General features: G+C 68.8%; 14 protein-coding genes. 11 read left to right on the forward strand and 3 right to left on the reverse strand.

Going from position 1 to position 14,899, the window contains the following annotated elements; translation table 11 throughout:
* Nucleotides 1-6: 6 nt before the first annotated feature.
* Entirely contained in the window at nucleotides 7-468 is a 462-nt protein-coding gene (locus OHA10_RS29965; protein WP_371402098.1) for a hypothetical protein, read from the forward strand.
* An 18-nt stretch (nucleotides 469-486) separates the two neighbouring features.
* Here the strand turns inward: OHA10_RS29965 and OHA10_RS29970 are convergent, their stop codons facing one another.
* On the reverse strand, nucleotides 487-1,095 hold the full coding sequence (locus tag OHA10_RS29970) for a hypothetical protein (RefSeq protein WP_371402099.1): 609 nt from the start codon (nucleotides 1,093-1,095) through the stop codon (nucleotides 487-489).
* Nucleotides 1,096-1,104: 9 nt separating this feature from the next.
* Nucleotides 1,105-2,265, reverse strand: coding sequence for an AI-2E family transporter (locus tag OHA10_RS29975; protein ID WP_371402100.1), 1,161 nt, complete (start codon nucleotides 2,263-2,265; stop codon nucleotides 1,105-1,107).
* A gap of 183 nt (nucleotides 2,266-2,448) precedes the next feature.
* On the opposite strand from OHA10_RS29975, the gene OHA10_RS29980 reads away from it, so the two are divergent.
* The 6 genes from OHA10_RS29980 to OHA10_RS30005 all read left to right on the forward strand — a co-directional run bounded on the left by OHA10_RS29980 (nucleotide 2,449) and on the right by OHA10_RS30005 (nucleotide 8,269).
* On the forward strand, nucleotides 2,449-2,967 hold the full coding sequence (locus OHA10_RS29980; RefSeq protein WP_371402101.1) for a hypothetical protein: 519 nt from the start codon (nucleotides 2,449-2,451) through the stop codon (nucleotides 2,965-2,967).
* A gap of 99 nt (nucleotides 2,968-3,066) precedes the next feature.
* Entirely contained in the window at nucleotides 3,067-3,477 is a 411-nt protein-coding gene (locus tag OHA10_RS29985) for a hypothetical protein (RefSeq protein WP_371402102.1), read from the forward strand.
* 12 nt (nucleotides 3,478-3,489) lie between these two features.
* Nucleotides 3,490-5,517: a phage holin family protein gene (locus OHA10_RS29990; protein WP_371402103.1), complete on the forward strand. Its 2,028-nt coding sequence runs from the start codon at nucleotides 3,490-3,492 to the stop codon at nucleotides 5,515-5,517.
* A 25-nt stretch (nucleotides 5,518-5,542) separates the two neighbouring features.
* Nucleotides 5,543-7,138 (forward strand): phospholipase D family protein, encoded by a 1,596-nt coding sequence (locus OHA10_RS29995; RefSeq protein ID WP_371402104.1) that lies wholly within the window; start codon nucleotides 5,543-5,545, stop codon nucleotides 7,136-7,138.
* 82 nt (nucleotides 7,139-7,220) lie between these two features.
* On the forward strand, nucleotides 7,221-7,787 hold the full coding sequence (locus OHA10_RS30000) for a hypothetical protein (protein ID WP_371402105.1): 567 nt from the start codon (nucleotides 7,221-7,223) through the stop codon (nucleotides 7,785-7,787).
* Nucleotides 7,788-7,801: 14 nt separating this feature from the next.
* The gene (locus OHA10_RS30005; RefSeq protein WP_371402106.1) at nucleotides 7,802-8,269 is read left to right on the forward strand and encodes an RDD family protein; all 468 of its coding nucleotides are present in this window, start codon (nucleotides 7,802-7,804) and stop codon (nucleotides 8,267-8,269) included.
* Here the strand turns inward: OHA10_RS30005 and OHA10_RS30010 are convergent, their stop codons facing one another.
* Nucleotides 8,270-10,774 carry a LuxR C-terminal-related transcriptional regulator gene (locus OHA10_RS30010; protein WP_371402107.1) on the reverse strand — a complete coding sequence of 835 codons (2,505 nt, stop codon included), beginning with the start codon at nucleotides 10,772-10,774 and terminating at the stop codon, nucleotides 8,270-8,272. It abuts the gene before it with no gap.
* A gap of 379 nt (nucleotides 10,775-11,153) precedes the next feature.
* Here OHA10_RS30010 and OHA10_RS30015 point away from each other — a divergent pair, with 379 nt between their 5' ends.
* The 4 genes from OHA10_RS30015 to OHA10_RS30030 all read left to right on the forward strand — a co-directional run bounded on the left by OHA10_RS30015 (nucleotide 11,154) and on the right by OHA10_RS30030 (nucleotide 14,898).
* Nucleotides 11,154-11,408, forward strand: a complete 255-nt coding sequence (locus OHA10_RS30015; protein ID WP_371402108.1) for a hypothetical protein — start codon at nucleotides 11,154-11,156, stop codon at nucleotides 11,406-11,408.
* Nucleotides 11,405-11,665 (forward strand): hypothetical protein, encoded by a 261-nt coding sequence (locus OHA10_RS30020; protein ID WP_371402109.1) that lies wholly within the window; start codon nucleotides 11,405-11,407, stop codon nucleotides 11,663-11,665. Before OHA10_RS30015 ends, OHA10_RS30020 begins: the two co-directional genes overlap by 4 nt.
* On the forward strand, nucleotides 11,662-13,242 hold the full coding sequence (locus tag OHA10_RS30025; RefSeq protein WP_371402110.1) for an MFS transporter: 1,581 nt from the start codon (nucleotides 11,662-11,664) through the stop codon (nucleotides 13,240-13,242). Before OHA10_RS30020 ends, OHA10_RS30025 begins: the two co-directional genes overlap by 4 nt.
* 144 nt (nucleotides 13,243-13,386) lie before the next feature.
* Nucleotides 13,387-14,898 (forward strand): DUF2252 domain-containing protein, encoded by a 1,512-nt coding sequence (locus OHA10_RS30030; protein ID WP_371402111.1) that lies wholly within the window; start codon nucleotides 13,387-13,389, stop codon nucleotides 14,896-14,898.
* Nucleotide 14,899: the final 1 nt, after the last annotated feature.

Genomic DNA, 14,899 nt, shown 5'->3' on the forward strand with positions numbered 1-14,899 from the left:
GGCAGGATGACGTACGGCGGCGATATGGGCGGTATGCACGATGTCGGCGATATTGGCGATATTGGCGATGTGGACGACCGGCAGCATGTGTCGAGCGGCGCGATAGGCGGGATCGCCTTCGCCGCGAGCGTCATGGTCATGATCGGTGCGTTCTCGATGGTCGCCGGGATGGCCGCGATCCTCGACGACGACTACCTCGTCGTCAGCCGGCGGTACGCGTTCGACCTCGACACCGTCGCGTGGGGTTGGATCCACCTCGTGCTAGGCCTCGCGGTGGTGGTCACCGGGTTCGGCCTGTTCATGAACAAGGGCTGGGCCGGCGTGGTCGCGATCGTCATCGCCGGGCTGACCGCGATCGACTACTTCTTCTTCATTCCCTACCAGCCGGTCTGGTCGCTCGTGGTGATCGCGCTCTGCGTGTGGGTCATCTGGGCCGTGACGCAGGCGCGTGCAGAACGCCGTACTTGACCCCGGGGGTTGTCGACGTCAGTGCACATCTGCCGGCTGCCGCCGCGGCCAGCGTGTCCGGCGGGTGCGGGTGCGGACGGAGAACTCGCCCAGTTCGTAGCACGGCGCGGGCGACGTGAGGACCGGCTCGGGGGAGCCGAAGGTGATGTCGGAGATGCTGAGCCGGGCCCCTCGGCTCAGGGCGTCGTGATAGCCGACCAGGTGCCCGTCCACGCGCAGGTAGGTCTTGCCGCTGGTGTGCCAGTCGAATCCGAGTTCCGTGAAGCAGGTCGCCGGATTCGCCAGCTGGCCGATGTCGTGCCAGGACCGGTGCAGCCGGATCCGGACCAAGGCCCGGAAGGTGGTCAACGGTTCGAGACTCAACTCGAACGCCTCTCCGAGACGAAGGATCCGCACCGACGAGTCGACGATCCGACCGGGATGCTTGAACCGCAGCAGGCAGCTGATGCCGACCACCTCGACCAGCGGGGTGTCGAGCACGTAGTGCAGACTGCGGCCCGGTGCGATCGTCGCGATGCCCCCGGCTGGACCCGGTGCGAGCGGGCCCGGTGACCAGGTGCCGGGGAGACCCCGAACCGACCAGCTGTCGTGGTCCGGAAACTCGCGCAGCAGTACCGAGCGCCACATGGCGTCCTCCTATCCGATCTGCTCGGTGGCGGCCTCGGCAGCAGGGAGGTCCGCCGGTTCCACGGTTGGAGCGTGCTCGGGGAGTTGATCACCGGAGATGAGGCCGTTCAGCCACCGGGTGGAGGGGTCGGCGTCCAGGAGAAGAGCCTTGACCAGCAGCGACATCGGGATGGCCAGTACGGCGCCCAGTGGGCCGAGCACCCAGGCCCAGAAGACCAGGGACAGGAAGGTGAGCGTCGTGGACAGGCCGACCGCCTCGCCGACGACCTTCGGCTGGATGATCGACTGGATGATGAAGTTGATGACGCTGTAGGACACGATCACCCAGAGCAAGGTCGCCCAGCCATGGTCGAGGAGTCCCAGCAGCGCGGGCGGGATGACCCCGATGAAGAACCCGACATTCGGGATGTAGTTGGTGATGAAGGCGAGCAGGCCCCACAGCCAGGGCAGCGGGATGTCCAGCAGGTACAGGACGCCGACGTCGAAGATGGCGACGATCAGTCCGAAGACGGTCGAGACGACCAGGTAGCGCGTCGTACCGCGGGCGAAGCCGGTCAGCGCGGAGCTGACGTCCGGCCTGATCCGCGCCGCCTCACGCAGGCGGTCCGAGAAGGCGGTGGCGTCGAGGCCCATGAAGAACAGGACGATGACGACGAACCCCAGGCTCGAGACGACCCCGAGGAACCCGGAGAGCCAGCCCTGCAGGACGTCGAAGAACGCCCCGAGGTTGATCTTCTGCAGTGCGGCCTGGAGTTGCTCCTCGCCCACTCCGAGGTCTGCCAGCCGGCCCCGGACATCGTCGACCAGGTCGGCGAACCTGTCCTGGTACGTCGGTAGCAGCGCGGCCAGCTTGGCGACGGACAGGGCCAGCGCCACCGCCACTCCCAGCAGGACGGCGTTCACCACCACGAGCGCGATCAGCGCGGCAAGCCACCTCTTCATACCTCGCCTGACCAGCAGCCGGCGCAGCGGGCTGACGGCGATCGTCAGTGTGAGCGCGAGGAAGACGGGTCCGGCGATGTCCGCGAAACCGCGCAGTCCGGCGGCGGTCAGGATGGCGGCCGCCGTGCCGAGGAGGACGACAACTCCGCGCGGAAGCGTGACCGGCGGAGGCGTCGCACCGGCCGCCGGCACCAGGTGGTCGGGGGACTTCGTGGAGCCTGCGGGCATCGTCGCAACCTCCCTCTCGACCCACCGTGGTTTCGAAGGTCGCTCAGACAGGCCTTGGCAGGCATCACCCGCCCGGGATGATCCTCGTCACCGGGCGATCGCGTCATCCGGTGAGGGTGAGGCGACGACAGCTGTCACTGCGAGAGGCTTCCGGAGGTAGAGCGGCCCTGCGAAGGAGGTCGGATGAGTGACGGGCCGACGGTGGATGCGGCCAGAACCGTGCCGGAGCGAGAGCCGTCCGACTATGCCGGTGCGATCTACGGGTCTCTGCTGGCGGCGTCGGTCGTTGCCGGAACCGGCCCGGGACAAGAACCTCCGCAGCCCGGGGAGTTGATCGCACTCCTGCTCGCGACCGGCATCGTCTTCTGGCTCTCCCATGTGTACGCCCATCTGGTCGGAGAGCGGTCGGGCGGAGCGCTGATGTCCCTGCGAGAGTTCCGGATCGCTGCCCGACGGGACTGGCCGATCGTCCAGGCGGCGGTTCCTCCCGCGGCGGCAGTCGGCATCGGCACGCTCGTCGGGCTGTCGAACTCCGGCGCCGCCTGGCTGGCGCTCGTCGTGGCGGTCGTATCCCAGCTGGGGTGGGCCTTGTACATCGCTGCCAAAGCCGGCGCGACCAGGAGCCGCCTGGTCGCCGCGGGCGTCATCAACCTCGTTCTGGGCCTTCTGATCGTCGCCTTGAAGGCCGCCCTGACGCACTGACGTCGTCCGCCAAGGGTGACGCGCCGCCGGTCGATGCGGTCCTAGTGTCGATGCGCAACTCGACACCTGTCGAGGACACAGCAGGAGGGGTGGATACAGATGACCGACAACCGCGCGTTCGAGTCGCAGGCCGACTCGGGCTGGGCGATGGCCGGAGTCGCCTTCGCCGCCACGATGATGCTGATGATCGGCGCCTTCCACGTGATCGCCGGGTTCGCCGCGATCCTGAACGACGACTACTTCGTGCGCATCCGGGGCTACGCCTTCGATCTCGACATCACCGCCTGGGGATGGATCCACCTGGTCCTGGGCCTGGCCGTCATCGCGTCCGGCATCGGTCTGTTCGCCCGGCAGACCTGGGCCGGGGTGGTCGCCCTCTTCCTGGTGGTGCTGAGCGCGATCGACAACTTCTTCTTCATTCCCTACGCGCCGTTCTGGTCGATCCTGCTGATCGCCCTCGACGTGTGGGTGATCTGGGCGCTGACGCGTCCACGCGCGCTCCGCCGCTGACGGCCGGTCATTGTGTCCACGGCGCGGCTGCGAACCGGTGATCTCGGCCGGATCGTGGCCACCTACGTCACCTCGGTCCTGGCCCTGGCGCTCGCAGGGGCCGTGCTGCCGGGCCTCCGCTTCTCGTCGTTCCCGCAGCTGCTCGCCGCTGCCGCGGCCGCGTTGCTGGTCGGCGCGCTGGTTCGTCCGCTGCTCGTTGCCGCGAGCGCGGCGATCGGATGGCTCGCGGTACTGCTGCTGGCGGTGCTCGGCCAGGCTGTCATCCTCGCAGTGGCCCTGAGCCTGATCCCGGGGGTCGAGGCGGACTCGTTCTGGGTCGTGCTGGCCGCGGCGTGGATCGTTGCGGCCGCGACGACGATCGTGGCGTGGCTGTGCACCTCTGGTACGCCGGAAGCCTTGACCGCGGCCCTGGTCCGCCGAACCAGGCGGCGGCGTACAACGGTCGACGATCCCGAGGCTCCCGGCGTGATCTTCGTTCAGCTCGACGGCGTTCCTTTCCCCGTCCTGCGCTGGCAGTTGCTGGCCGCCACCCTGCCGACCGTGGGGCGGTGGGTCCGTGACGGCGGCTATCGCCTGGTGGAGTGGACGCCGGTGCTGCCTCCGACCACGCCGGCCAGTCAATTGGGGATCCTGCACGGCCGCATCGACGGCGTACCTGCGTTCCGTTGGTACGACCGGGCGCTCGGGCGGGTGCTGGTGGCGAACCGGGCCGCCGACGCCGCCGAGATCGAGCGCCGCGCGTCCGACGGCCGCGGTCTGCTGGCCGGCGGCGGGGTGAGTATCTCGAACCTCTTCAGCGGTGACGCCGAGAGGTCGGTCCTGACGATGAGCAAGCTCGAGCTCAGCCGCGGTTCGGCCGACACGCGTCGCCGCGTTGCCTGGTACCTGGCCAGACCGGACGGTTTCGCGGGCAGTCTGTTCGGTGCGATCGCGGAGATCGGCCGGGAGCGGTTCGAGGCCCGGCGGCAACGACGTCGCGACGTACGTCCGCGCGGACACCGCGGCTGGCTCTTCGCCGGCATGCGGGCGGTGACGAACGTCGTACTGCGGGATCTCAACACCGCCCTGGTGGCCGAGGAGATGATCCGCGGCACCCGGGTCGTGTACGTCGACTATGTGGACTACGACGAGGTCGCTCATCACGCCGGCGCCCTGCGGCCGGAGTCGCTGGCCGCGCTCGACCGGCTCGATCACGTGCTCGCCTGCCTGGAGGCGGTCGGCAAGGCCGCGCCGCGCCCGTACCGCCTGGTCGTCCTGTCCGACCACGGGCAGTCCCAGGGTGCGATCTTCGCCGACCGGTACGGCGTCGATCTCGCTGCCGTCTGCTCGCAGCTGACCGCGGCACGCGTCGAAGCGGTGGAGCAGCCGGTCGAGGGCTGGGGGCGCCTGAACGGTCTGCTCGCCGACCTTTCCGGTGCTGACACCAGCAGGGGACGGGTCGCCCACGGTGCCGCCGTCCGGGTGCAGCGCCGCTCCGCACCGCCCAGTGTCACCGACGATTCGGAGCTGGTCGTCCTCGGCTCGGGAAACCTCGGCCTGGTGTACGCCGCCGAGGAGCACCGGCTGATGCTGGAGGAGATCACCGACCGTTGGCCCGCCCTTGTGCCCGGACTGGTGAACCACGACGGGGTCACCTTCGTCGCGCTGATGAGCACCGAGCACGGACCACTGGTCGTCGGACCGTCGGGCGTCCACCGGCTGACCGACTCGAAGGTGACAGGCGACGACCCGCTGGCGTCGTTCGGGTCACTGATCCCGGCAGACCTGCTGCGGGCGGTGTCGATGCCTGAGGCACCTGACCTGTACGTCTTCAGCTCGGTCGACCACGACACCGGCGAGGTTTCCGCGTTCGAGGGACTCGTCGGCAGTCACGGTGGACTCGGCGGGTGGCAGGGCCGCGCGTTGCTTCTCGCCCCACCCGACCTGGTGATCCCGGACCGGCCGATCCGCGGCGCGGACGAACTCCATCGCGTCCTGGTCGGCTATCTCGAACAGCACGGACAGCGCAGCGGGGTCGCCCGCGACACCGCGGACGTGTGACAACGCGCGACCGAGGGGTGTCACGATGATCGACCACACTGCCGGGAAATGGTTCTTGCACCCGGACGAGCGCGGCAATCCCGGCACGGACATCGACCGGATGGGGGACGTGGACGGGTCCTGGGTCGACGGCAACCTGGTCCGGCCGCTGATCCACGGGTCGACGTACTTCCGCCGGCTGTACGAGGAGCTGTGCACACTGCACGCCGGCGACCGGGTCTATTTCACCGACTGGCGTGGTGACGCGGACGAGAAGCTGCTGCCGGAAGGCCCGACGATCGGCGCCGTGCTGGCCGACCTGGCCCGATCGGGGGTCGAGATCAGGGGACTGCTGTGGCGATCCCACTCCGACCATCTGCAGTTCAACGCGCGGGAGAACCGGCGCCTGGGGACGAAGCTCAACGAGGCGGGCGCGGAGGTGCTGCTCGACCAGCGGGTCCGGCGGCTGGCCTCGCATCACCAGAAGCTGTTCGTGATCCGGCACAAGGGCCGGCCGGAGCTGGCCGTCGCGTTCGTCGGCGGTATCGACCTGTCGCACCAGCGTCGGGACGACGGCGAGCATCTGGGCGATCCGCAGCAGGCGCCGATGGATCGCAGGTACGGCGATCGCACGCCCTGGCACGACGCGTGTCTGGAGATCCGGGGACCGGTCGTCGGCGATCTGCTCCGGACCTTCGTCGAGCGCTGGGACGACGGTCATCCGCTCGACCGCCGGACGCCGTACCGGATGGTCGTGCAACGGCTGGCCCGGATGCCCCGCCATCCGAAGTCGCTGCCGGAGTCCTTCCCGGATCCGCCGCCGGCCGGGCCACACGCCGTACAGGTACTGCGGACGTATGCCCACAAACGTCCTGGCTATCCCTTCGCGCCGCTGGGGGAGCGGAGCATCGCGCGGGCGTACATGAAGGCCTTCGGCAATGCGCGGAGGCTGATCTATCTGGAGGACCAGTACCTGTGGTCGGAGCTGATCGCGCAGGGGATCCACGACGCCCTGGAGCGGTGGCCCGGTCTCCGCGTGATCATCGTGGTCCCGCGGTACCCCGACGCCGACGGGGCGGTGAGTGGTCCGCCGGCCCGCTTCGGCCAGTTGCGCGCCGTCCGGATGCTGCGGCGGACCGCGCCCGAGCGGGTCGCGATCTACAACCTGGAGAACGCCGAGGGCGCTCCGATCTACGTCCACGCGAAGATCTGCATCGTCGACGACGTGTGGTTCACCTGCGGATCGGACAACTTCAACCGACGTTCCTGGACCTGCGACAGCGAACTCACCTGCGCCGTTCTGGACGGTACCGTCGACGACCCCGAGTTGGTTGCCGAGGGCACCCGTCGGCTGGCCCGGGAGCTGCGGCTGGAGGTGTGGTCGGAGCACCTCGGCATGCCGCGCCACCGCCTGGCCGAGCTCGGCCCGGAGGCGGGCTTCGAGCTGTGGCGGCGCACCGCTGCGGAGCTGGACGCCTGGTACGCCGGTGGCAGGAAGGGCGACCGGCCGACCGGGCAGATCCGTGCGCACCACACGCAACCGGTGAGCCGTTTCCAGGCGCTCTGGGCGGAACCGCTGTACCGGCTGGTCTACGACCCGGACGGCCGGCCCCGGCAGATGCGCCGGCGCGGGGAATTCTGAGTCCCGGGCCATGTCGTCGCCGTCGAGGGTTTCCCCCACCAAGGATGAGGTGCCTGCGGCCGCCCAGGCGGAGCATGGTGGCGTGGGTACTCCAGAGCAGTCCGAAAGCCCGCCTGACGTGCCGCCGCCGAGCCGGGACGCGATCACCGTGCTCGACGCGGCAGTCGGGGCGTCCGTACTGGCAGCGGCCGCCGCACAGACGGTCGGCCGCCGCGTCGGCGGAGCTCTCAGCCCGGTCGGCCGCCGAGTCGGGGGAGTCCTGAACCCGGTCGCCGTCGTGATCTTGCGGCCACCGATGCTCGCGGAGCGCTACCAGGCGGCTACCTGGCTGGCGGCTCTCGGCCGGCGCGGTGGTCAAGGACGTCAGGAGCTGGAGCGTCAGCTGTCGCTCGTGCTCGACCGGCTGGTTCCGGCGGTCGCGGACGAGGTGCTGAAGCGGATCGACATGGCCGGCATGGCCGAAGGCGTGATCGCCGAGGTCGATCTCGCCGAGATGATCCGGCAGTCCACCGGATCCGTTGCCTCCGACACCGTCCGCGGCGTACGCATGCAGGGCATCTCCGGCGATGAGGCCGTCGGCCGGGTGGTGGCCCGGCTGAGGCTGCGGCGTGGCCGGGCAGAACCCGGGATGACGCCCGCGCAACCATGAGAACGGACGAACCCGTGTCGATCGTCCCGCGGGAAGCCCAGCCGTACCAGGGACGACGAGCGGGTCTCGTCAGCCGGTCGATCGCCGGTGTGATCGACGGCGTCGTGGTGCTGGTAGCGCTGCTGGCCGGCTACCTGGCTGTGAACGGCTTCAGGTTCCTGATCAGTCCACGGGATTTCCGTTTCAGCGAGGCCTCCCCGCTGCCGGCCGTGGCGACCGGGCTCCTGCTTCTGGTCGGCTATCTGTCCGTCGCGTGGTCGACCACTGGCTGGACCTACGGCTGTCACGTCATGGGACTGCGGGTGGTCAGCCGAGGTGGCCGACGGCTGCGGCCGTACGTCGCGCTGCTGCGAGCCGTCTTCTATGCCCTGTTCCCACTCGGGCTGCTGCTGTGTGCCGCTGGTAGTCACCGCAGTTCTCTTCAGGACCTCGTCCTGCGTACGTCGGTCATCTACGACTGGCGACCCGGGCAACCACTCTGACTAGGCTTCCGGACGCGAGGGCAGGAGGCCCAGCTCCCAGGCCCGGCGGACGGCCTCGTTCCGTCGGGATGCGTTCAGCTTGCGGAGGATGCTGCGGACGTGGCTCCGAACCGTGTTGACGGAGACGTACATGGTGCTGGCGATCTCCTCGGTGGTCAGTAGTTCGGCGAGATACTCGAGCACCTCGTGCTCTTTGCTGGTCAACGAGGTGGTGACGACCACCTCGGGCCGCGGTGCCGGCCGGCGGTCGACCGCGGTCTGGCCGCTTTGAGCAAGACTCGCCGTACGGAGCCACGGATGCCGTTTGACCAGGTCGGCGGTCGGCTCCAGCAGCCTCTCCAGCTGCAGTGGCGCCTCGGTGAACGGACGGCTCAGGTGCTCGGGAGCGGCCAGTCTGAGGGCGCGCTCCAGACAGAGCCCGCTGCGCGCGGTGTCCCCGGTCCTGATCGACGCCGCCGCTTGGATGAGCCAGCTGTCCACCTGGGTCTCGAGCGGGACGGCTCGATCTGTGGCGCGGGGCGGTTGCGGGGGCACGCGCTCGCCGGCCTCGGCCGCCGCGCGTTGCAGGACCAGGAGTGATCCGGCTTGGTCGCGGCCCTGGGACTGCTCGATCACGGTGATGGCCTGCTGCGGCTGGTGCTGTGCGACGAGCAGCTTCGCCTCGTCGTTGATCAGGGCCTGGCCGAGCCAGCCGTCCGTACCGTAGCTGTCGCTGGCGGCCCGCAGTTCCGCGCCGGCCAGCTCGAGGTCGCCGTCGGCGCGCAGCAGCCGGGCGCGAACCAGAGCGAGCGCGGCAGCCAGAACTCGCGTGTTGTGGGTCGGAGCGGCCTCCGCGGCGCGCTGCACCATGGCTTCGGCACCGGACAGATCACCCTGTTCGGTACGCATCCAGGCCTCGGCCACGATCACTGACTGAGGAAGGCAGGGCTGCGCCTCCGAGTCGACCAGCTCGGTCGCACGCGCGACGACCTCCCCGGCTCGTCGCAGATGTCCCCACACCGCATCCACCAGCGCGACCATACCGAGGAGGTGAGCCAGAGCCTCCTGGGCACCGATGTCTTCCGCGATCGCGATGGCTTCGCTCAATGCCGTCAGGGACGCTTGGAATTCCCCGCGCTCGAGCAGAACCCGGCCCTTGCAGCCGGCGATCAGCAGTCTCGACTCGGGCCGCGCGACACCTGCTTCCGGCGATGCCGCCCGTAGTCGAGCCTCTGCGGTCAGAACGACGCCCAGGGCGACCTCCGTGTCCTTCCTGAGACTGGCGCAGACTGCTTGCAGCACGCTGATGGCCTGCTCGACCGCGTGACGTCGACCGGACACCTGATGGTCCAGCAAGGCCCTCGCCTTGCCGAGTTCGGCCGTACAGCGATCGACATCGAAGTTGGCCAGCGCCCGGGAGGCTCTGACCGCCGCGGCCTCGGAAGCGTCCAGCTCGTCGGGCATGCCGGCGAACAGCGTTGTCAGTTGCCTGCGCCGGCACCCGACGAGGAGATGGGCCACATCAAGGGCCTCCACCAGGTACCGGGCCGCGTGCTCCCAGTCGCCTGCCGTGACGGCATGATGTATCGCTGTCAGTGGCCGACCGTTCCGGGCAAACCAGCCGGCGGCGGTACGGTGCAGGCCACACACGTCATCCGGCCTTTCGAACAGCAGATGGGCGCGGAGGAACTCGCGGAACAGGGGTTGGTAGGCGTAGTGGTCCGCTGTCCCCGGAACCGGCCGGATGAACGAGTTGCCGTGGGAGATGAACTGCAACGACCGAAGGTCACAGGGGTGCCCGGTCAGTGCCGCGGCCAGTCCCGGCCGGATCTCGTCGACGATGCTGGTCCGGAGCAGGAACTCACGCAGTTGCCGGGGTTGTGCGTCGAGGACCTCGGACATCAGGTACGCCGCGACGTTCCCGGCGTCGCCGCGGAACTCCCGGATGGCCCGTGTGGTGTCGGGTTTGCCGGCCAGATTCATGGCCGCGAACATCAGGCCGGCCGGCCAGCCGTCGGTCCGGGCCTGCAGCTCGGCGATCTCCGAGTCGGTCAGCTCGACGTTGTGGCGGCGCATCAGCGCCGCCGTCTCATCCGTCGTGAAGGCCAGGTCGGCGGCCCGGATCTCGGCAACGGTGCCCGCCAACCGGTACAGGTGCAGGGGCAACGGTGGGTCGGATCGAGTGACGAGGACCATCCGGACATGTCCCACGTTGCCACGGATGACGCGATCGAGGCTCCGCCCCAACTCCGGAGTGATCATGAGGTCGCCGCAGTCCACCACGAGCACCAGCACACGGCGATCCGGGCCGTGCAGGCTGTCCCGCAGCATGGCCTCGGGTTGTTCGCCACCGACATCCAGCGCGACTCGCCTGACCACAGCCGGCCCTGAGTAGCGTTCGACCCACGAGTCCATCAGGATCGTCTTGCCGAAGCCCGCGGGCGCACTGACCAGCGTGAGTGACCGCTGAACCGCCAGGTTCACGCGCTCGACGAGCCGTGGCCGCGGCACTGTTGCCGGTGGCACCGTCGAGGTCCTGGTCGAGGTCCTGGTCGTGGTCCTCGTCGTGGTCCTGGTAGTGGATTTCGGCCATTCCCCGAATGGCGCATCCGGTGATGTCGTGCTTTCGTTGTCCGCCCCTACGTGTCCTTCGCTCGGCATGTCCCCTCCTAGCGACGTGCGACATCTCCGAGCGCTGGTGAGGCGGTGCGCGGCGAGTCGCACACTTTGAATCAACCACGGAAAGTCTTTTGAAACCAGCGTTCTCCGTCCGATTGCCGAACTTTTCCTGACGACGCGCTGTCGATCCGCGACCGTCGCGGAGAGTTCACCCCGCAGGGATGAAGCAGCGTCCCCTGAGCTTTGCGAGCGTCGGACGCAGGCGTTGGGGAACGGAGTGGGTTCGATGGTCGACGCGACGTACGAGATCAGCGTGGCGGGCGCCGTACCCGAACAAGATCTTCGTGACGTGGGCGCGGTGACACTGGCGGTCAACCAGGTGAACACCGTCGTCTACAGCATTCCGGACCAGTCGGCGCTCTACGGTCTGCTGGCCCGCTTGCGGGCCCTGGGCATCGAAGTCGTCGAGGTCCGCCGGATCCTGGACCCCGGCTCTGCAACGCCGGAGTCGAGCGAGATCGATCCGGACGTGGGGCCATGATGAAGCCGCCCGAGCGTCGCGATCAGTCGTACCAGGTCGTTGTGCAGGGGGAGCTGCGGCCTGCCGTTCTCGCCTTCTGTGCGGGCCCGCTGGCCTGTCACCAGATGTCTGGAGTCTTCCGGGTGCGGGTCCGCGACGACGAGGGAATCGCCGGCCTGGTCGCGATGCTCCAGGCGGCGGACCTGATGGTGCTGAGTATTCGTCAGGTCGCACCGGCGGTTGGCTCGGTCTCGACGAGTGCGCCGGCCCGGCCATGACCGACGGAGCGAGCGGGAGCCCCGCCGGCACCAAGGCGAACCCACGGCTCGCCCTGCTGCTGGCGATGGCGATGTTCGTGCTGGTCGTGGACACCTCGCTGATGAACGTCTCGATCTCCTCGGTGGTCCGTGATCTCGACACGACGGTGAGCGGTGTGCAGTCCGCGATCGCGCTCGAGGCGCTGGTGTCGGCGGCGTTCATCCTGATCGGAAGCAAGGTCGGGGACCTCATCGGCCGCAAGCGCGCCTACCTGCTGGGACTGTGCGGTTACGCGATCGGCGCCCTCGCGATGACGCTGGCTCAGAGCCTCACTGCGATCATCGTGTTCTGGGCCCTGGTCGGTGGCATCGGGGCGTCGCTCCTGCTGCCCGCGATGCAGTCACTGATCCACGGCAACTTCGAGGGAGCGGAGCAGACGAAGGCCTACGCCCTGGTCGGAGCCGCCGCTGCGCTGGCGGCCGCGGTCGGACCGCTTCTCGGCGGCTTCATCACCACGTACCTGTCCTGGCGGGTCGGGTTCCTGCTCGAGGTCGTGGTGATCGTCGTCGTGATCGGCGGGCGCGGCCTCGTCCACGACGCGCCGTACACGGGATCCCGGCGGGTGGATGTGATCGGCGCCGCCCTGTCGGTGGTGGGCATGGGCGGCATCGTGCTGAGCATCCTGATCTGGCAGGAGGGCGGCGAGTACGTCGGCCTGACCCTGGCCGTCGGCGTGATCGCTCTTTCGGCGTTCGTCTACTGGCTGGTGCGACGCAAGCGTGAGAGCAAGCCGACGCTCCTCGACCCGGCCCTGTTCAGCTCCGCGGCCTTCAGGCTGGGCATCTCCGGGCAGATGCTGCAGCAGATCGCGCTGGGCGGCACGATGATCGCGCTGCCGATCTATCTGCAGATGGTTCTCGAGTACAACGCGATGGAGGCAGGCCTCACCATGGCGCCGCTGTCGCTCAGCATGTTCGGTACGGCGATCCTCGCGGAGAAGAAGGCGGGCGGACGCCGCCCGAGCCACATCATCAGGTGGGGCTTCGTGATCCTCACTGTCGGGCTGGTGGTGCTGCTGCCGATTGTGCCCAGGGCCGACTCGGGCTGGGCCCTGATCGCACCGCTGGTGCTCACGGGAGTAGGCCTGGGCCTGCTCGTGTCCCAGCTCAACAACTACACGTTGTCGCCGGTCTCGCAGGAACGGGTCAGCGAGGCGGCCGGCGTCAACTCGGCGGCGGGCTCGTTCGGACTGTCCTTCGGGCTGGCCTTCGCCGGGGCGATCATGCTGGCAACGTTGTCCTTCACCTTCACCAACCGCGCGGAGGCCAGCACCGTCCTTCAGCCGGCCCAGCAGGATCAGGTCGCGAAGGCGCTGGAACACGATGCCGAAGTGATGACCAACACCGAGCTGGAGAAGGTGCTCGCCAAGCAACCGCAGGACGTCCGGGACGAGATCATCCGGATCAACACCGACGCGCGACCGATCGCGCTGCAGGTGGCGCTGTGCATCCCGATTCTCGCCGGTCTGGCCGGACTGCTGAACTCCTTCCGGATGGTGCGCCTGAAGGACCCGCCGCGCCCTCCACCCGATGACTGACGTCGTGCCGGCCTACGCCGCCTCGAGCCAAGCCGTTCATCCGGCCGGGGTGATGCTGGCCGGCTCTCCGCAGGTGTTGGGTGGAATCTCGCGACTGAGAGCCGGATCACGCGACTCGATCACGACCGGAGGGGGAGGGGCACCATGACTGCACGGAACGCGATGGTGACGCCGATAGCCGCAGCCACACCGAGACGAGTCGCGCCCACCCCTGGGTCAGCTCGCGCCGATGGCGGATCGGTGTCCACTGTCCGCCGTCTCGCTCCCGCCGACCGGGCCCGGTTGGGACTTGCCGCGCGGGTGGTGCTGCCACCGCGAGAGCAGGCGGAGCTCGTGCTGCCGTCGGGCCGTCAGGATCCGGTCGCACTACTCGAGCAGCAGGCCGGATCCCGGATCCCCGAACTCGTCCCGGTGCGGTACGGCCGGATGACGGTGTCGCCCTTCGCCTTCTTCCGGGGCAACGCCGTCGGGATGGCTGCGGACCTGGCCGCGGCGCCCGTGTCCGGCCTCGGAGTGCAGGTGTGCGGTGACGCCCACCTGCTGAACTTCGGAGTCTTCGGATCGCCCGAACGGCGGCTGCTCTTCGACATCAACGAGTTCGACGAGACCATCGCCGGTCCGTGGGAATGGGACGTCAAACGTCTCGTCGCGAGCATCGCGGTCGCCGGCCGGGGCAACGGCTTCTCCCGCAAACATCGTGGCAAGGCGGTCCTGGAGACCGTACGACGCTATCGCGACGCCAGCGCCGAGTTCGGGACCATGCGAGCTCTGGACGTCTGGTTCGCCCGCGCGGACATCGACGAGGTCGAGCAGATCATGCGCAACAAGGTGGCCTCGAGTCGCCGCAGGAACGTCGATCAGACGTTGCTGAAGGCGCCCGGCAGCGGAAACCTCAAGGCCTTCACCAAGCTGTGCGAGATGACCGACGACGGCGTCCGGATCAAGGCTGATCCGCCGTTGGTCGTCCCGATCGCCGACCTGCTTCCCGAGGCCCGCCGGCAGGAGCTCGAGACCGGGATCGAGGCCGTGCTGGACCTCTACCGCAGGTCGTTGCCGAACGAGCTGCGGACACTGCTCGACCAGTTCGAGATCGTCGACGTGGCCCGCAAGGTGGTCGGCGTGGGCAGCGTCGGCACCCGATGCTGGATCGTACTGCTGCGCGGCCGCGACGACGGTGATCCACTCTTCCTGGAGCTCAAGGAGGCCGGACCGTCGGTCCTCAAGTCGAAGGTCCCGGCCGCGCTCAGGCGACGGTCCGCACCCTGCAACGAGGGCGAGCGCGTGGTGACGGGGCAGCGGTTGATGCAGGCGGCCAGTGACATCTTCCTCGGCTGGCAGCGGGCCGACGGCATCGACGGCCGGACCCGCGACTTCTACATCAGGCAGCTGCGGGACATGAAGGGGTCGGCCGCGGTGGAGAAGATGGACCCGTCCGGCATGACGATGTACGGCCAGCTGTGCGGGTGGACGCTGGCCAGGGCCCATGCCCGGTCCGGAGACCGGATCGCGCTGGCGACGTACCTCAACAGTGACGACGCGTTCCCCCAAGCGATGGTCGAGTACGCCGAGGCGTACGCCGACCAGAACGAACGCGACTACCAGGTGTTCCTCAACGCGATCAAGAGCGGTCGCCTCGAAGCCGTCACCGGACTGTAGC

It is taken from the genome of Kribbella sp. NBC_00662, from assembly GCF_041430295.1.
Taxonomy (GTDB): Bacteria; Actinomycetota; Actinomycetes; order Propionibacteriales; family Kribbellaceae; genus Kribbella.

Bases quoted from the DNA above. Each gene is read 5' to 3' on its own strand.
- OHA10_RS30030 (WP_371402111.1), top strand. From the start codon at position 13,387: ATGACTGCACGGAACGCGATGGTGACGCCGATAGCCGCAGCCACACCG.
- OHA10_RS29975 (WP_371402100.1), bottom strand. From the start codon at position 2,265: ATGCCCGCAGGCTCCACGAAGTCCCCCGACCACCTGGTGCCGGCGGCC.
- OHA10_RS30025 (WP_371402110.1), top strand. From the start codon at position 11,662: ATGACCGACGGAGCGAGCGGGAGCCCCGCCGGCACCAAGGCGAACCCA.
- OHA10_RS29985 (WP_371402102.1), top strand. From the start codon at position 3,067: ATGACCGACAACCGCGCGTTCGAGTCGCAGGCCGACTCGGGCTGGGCG.
- OHA10_RS30015 (WP_371402108.1), top strand. From the start codon at position 11,154: ATGGTCGACGCGACGTACGAGATCAGCGTGGCGGGCGCCGTACCCGAA.
- OHA10_RS29965 (WP_371402098.1), top strand. From the start codon at position 7: ATGACGTACGGCGGCGATATGGGCGGTATGCACGATGTCGGCGATATT.
- OHA10_RS29995 (WP_371402104.1), top strand. From the start codon at position 5,543: ATGATCGACCACACTGCCGGGAAATGGTTCTTGCACCCGGACGAGCGC.
- OHA10_RS29970 (WP_371402099.1), bottom strand. From the start codon at position 1,095: ATGTGGCGCTCGGTACTGCTGCGCGAGTTTCCGGACCACGACAGCTGG.
- OHA10_RS29980 (WP_371402101.1), top strand. From the start codon at position 2,449: ATGAGTGACGGGCCGACGGTGGATGCGGCCAGAACCGTGCCGGAGCGA.
- OHA10_RS30020 (WP_371402109.1), top strand. From the start codon at position 11,405: ATGATGAAGCCGCCCGAGCGTCGCGATCAGTCGTACCAGGTCGTTGTG.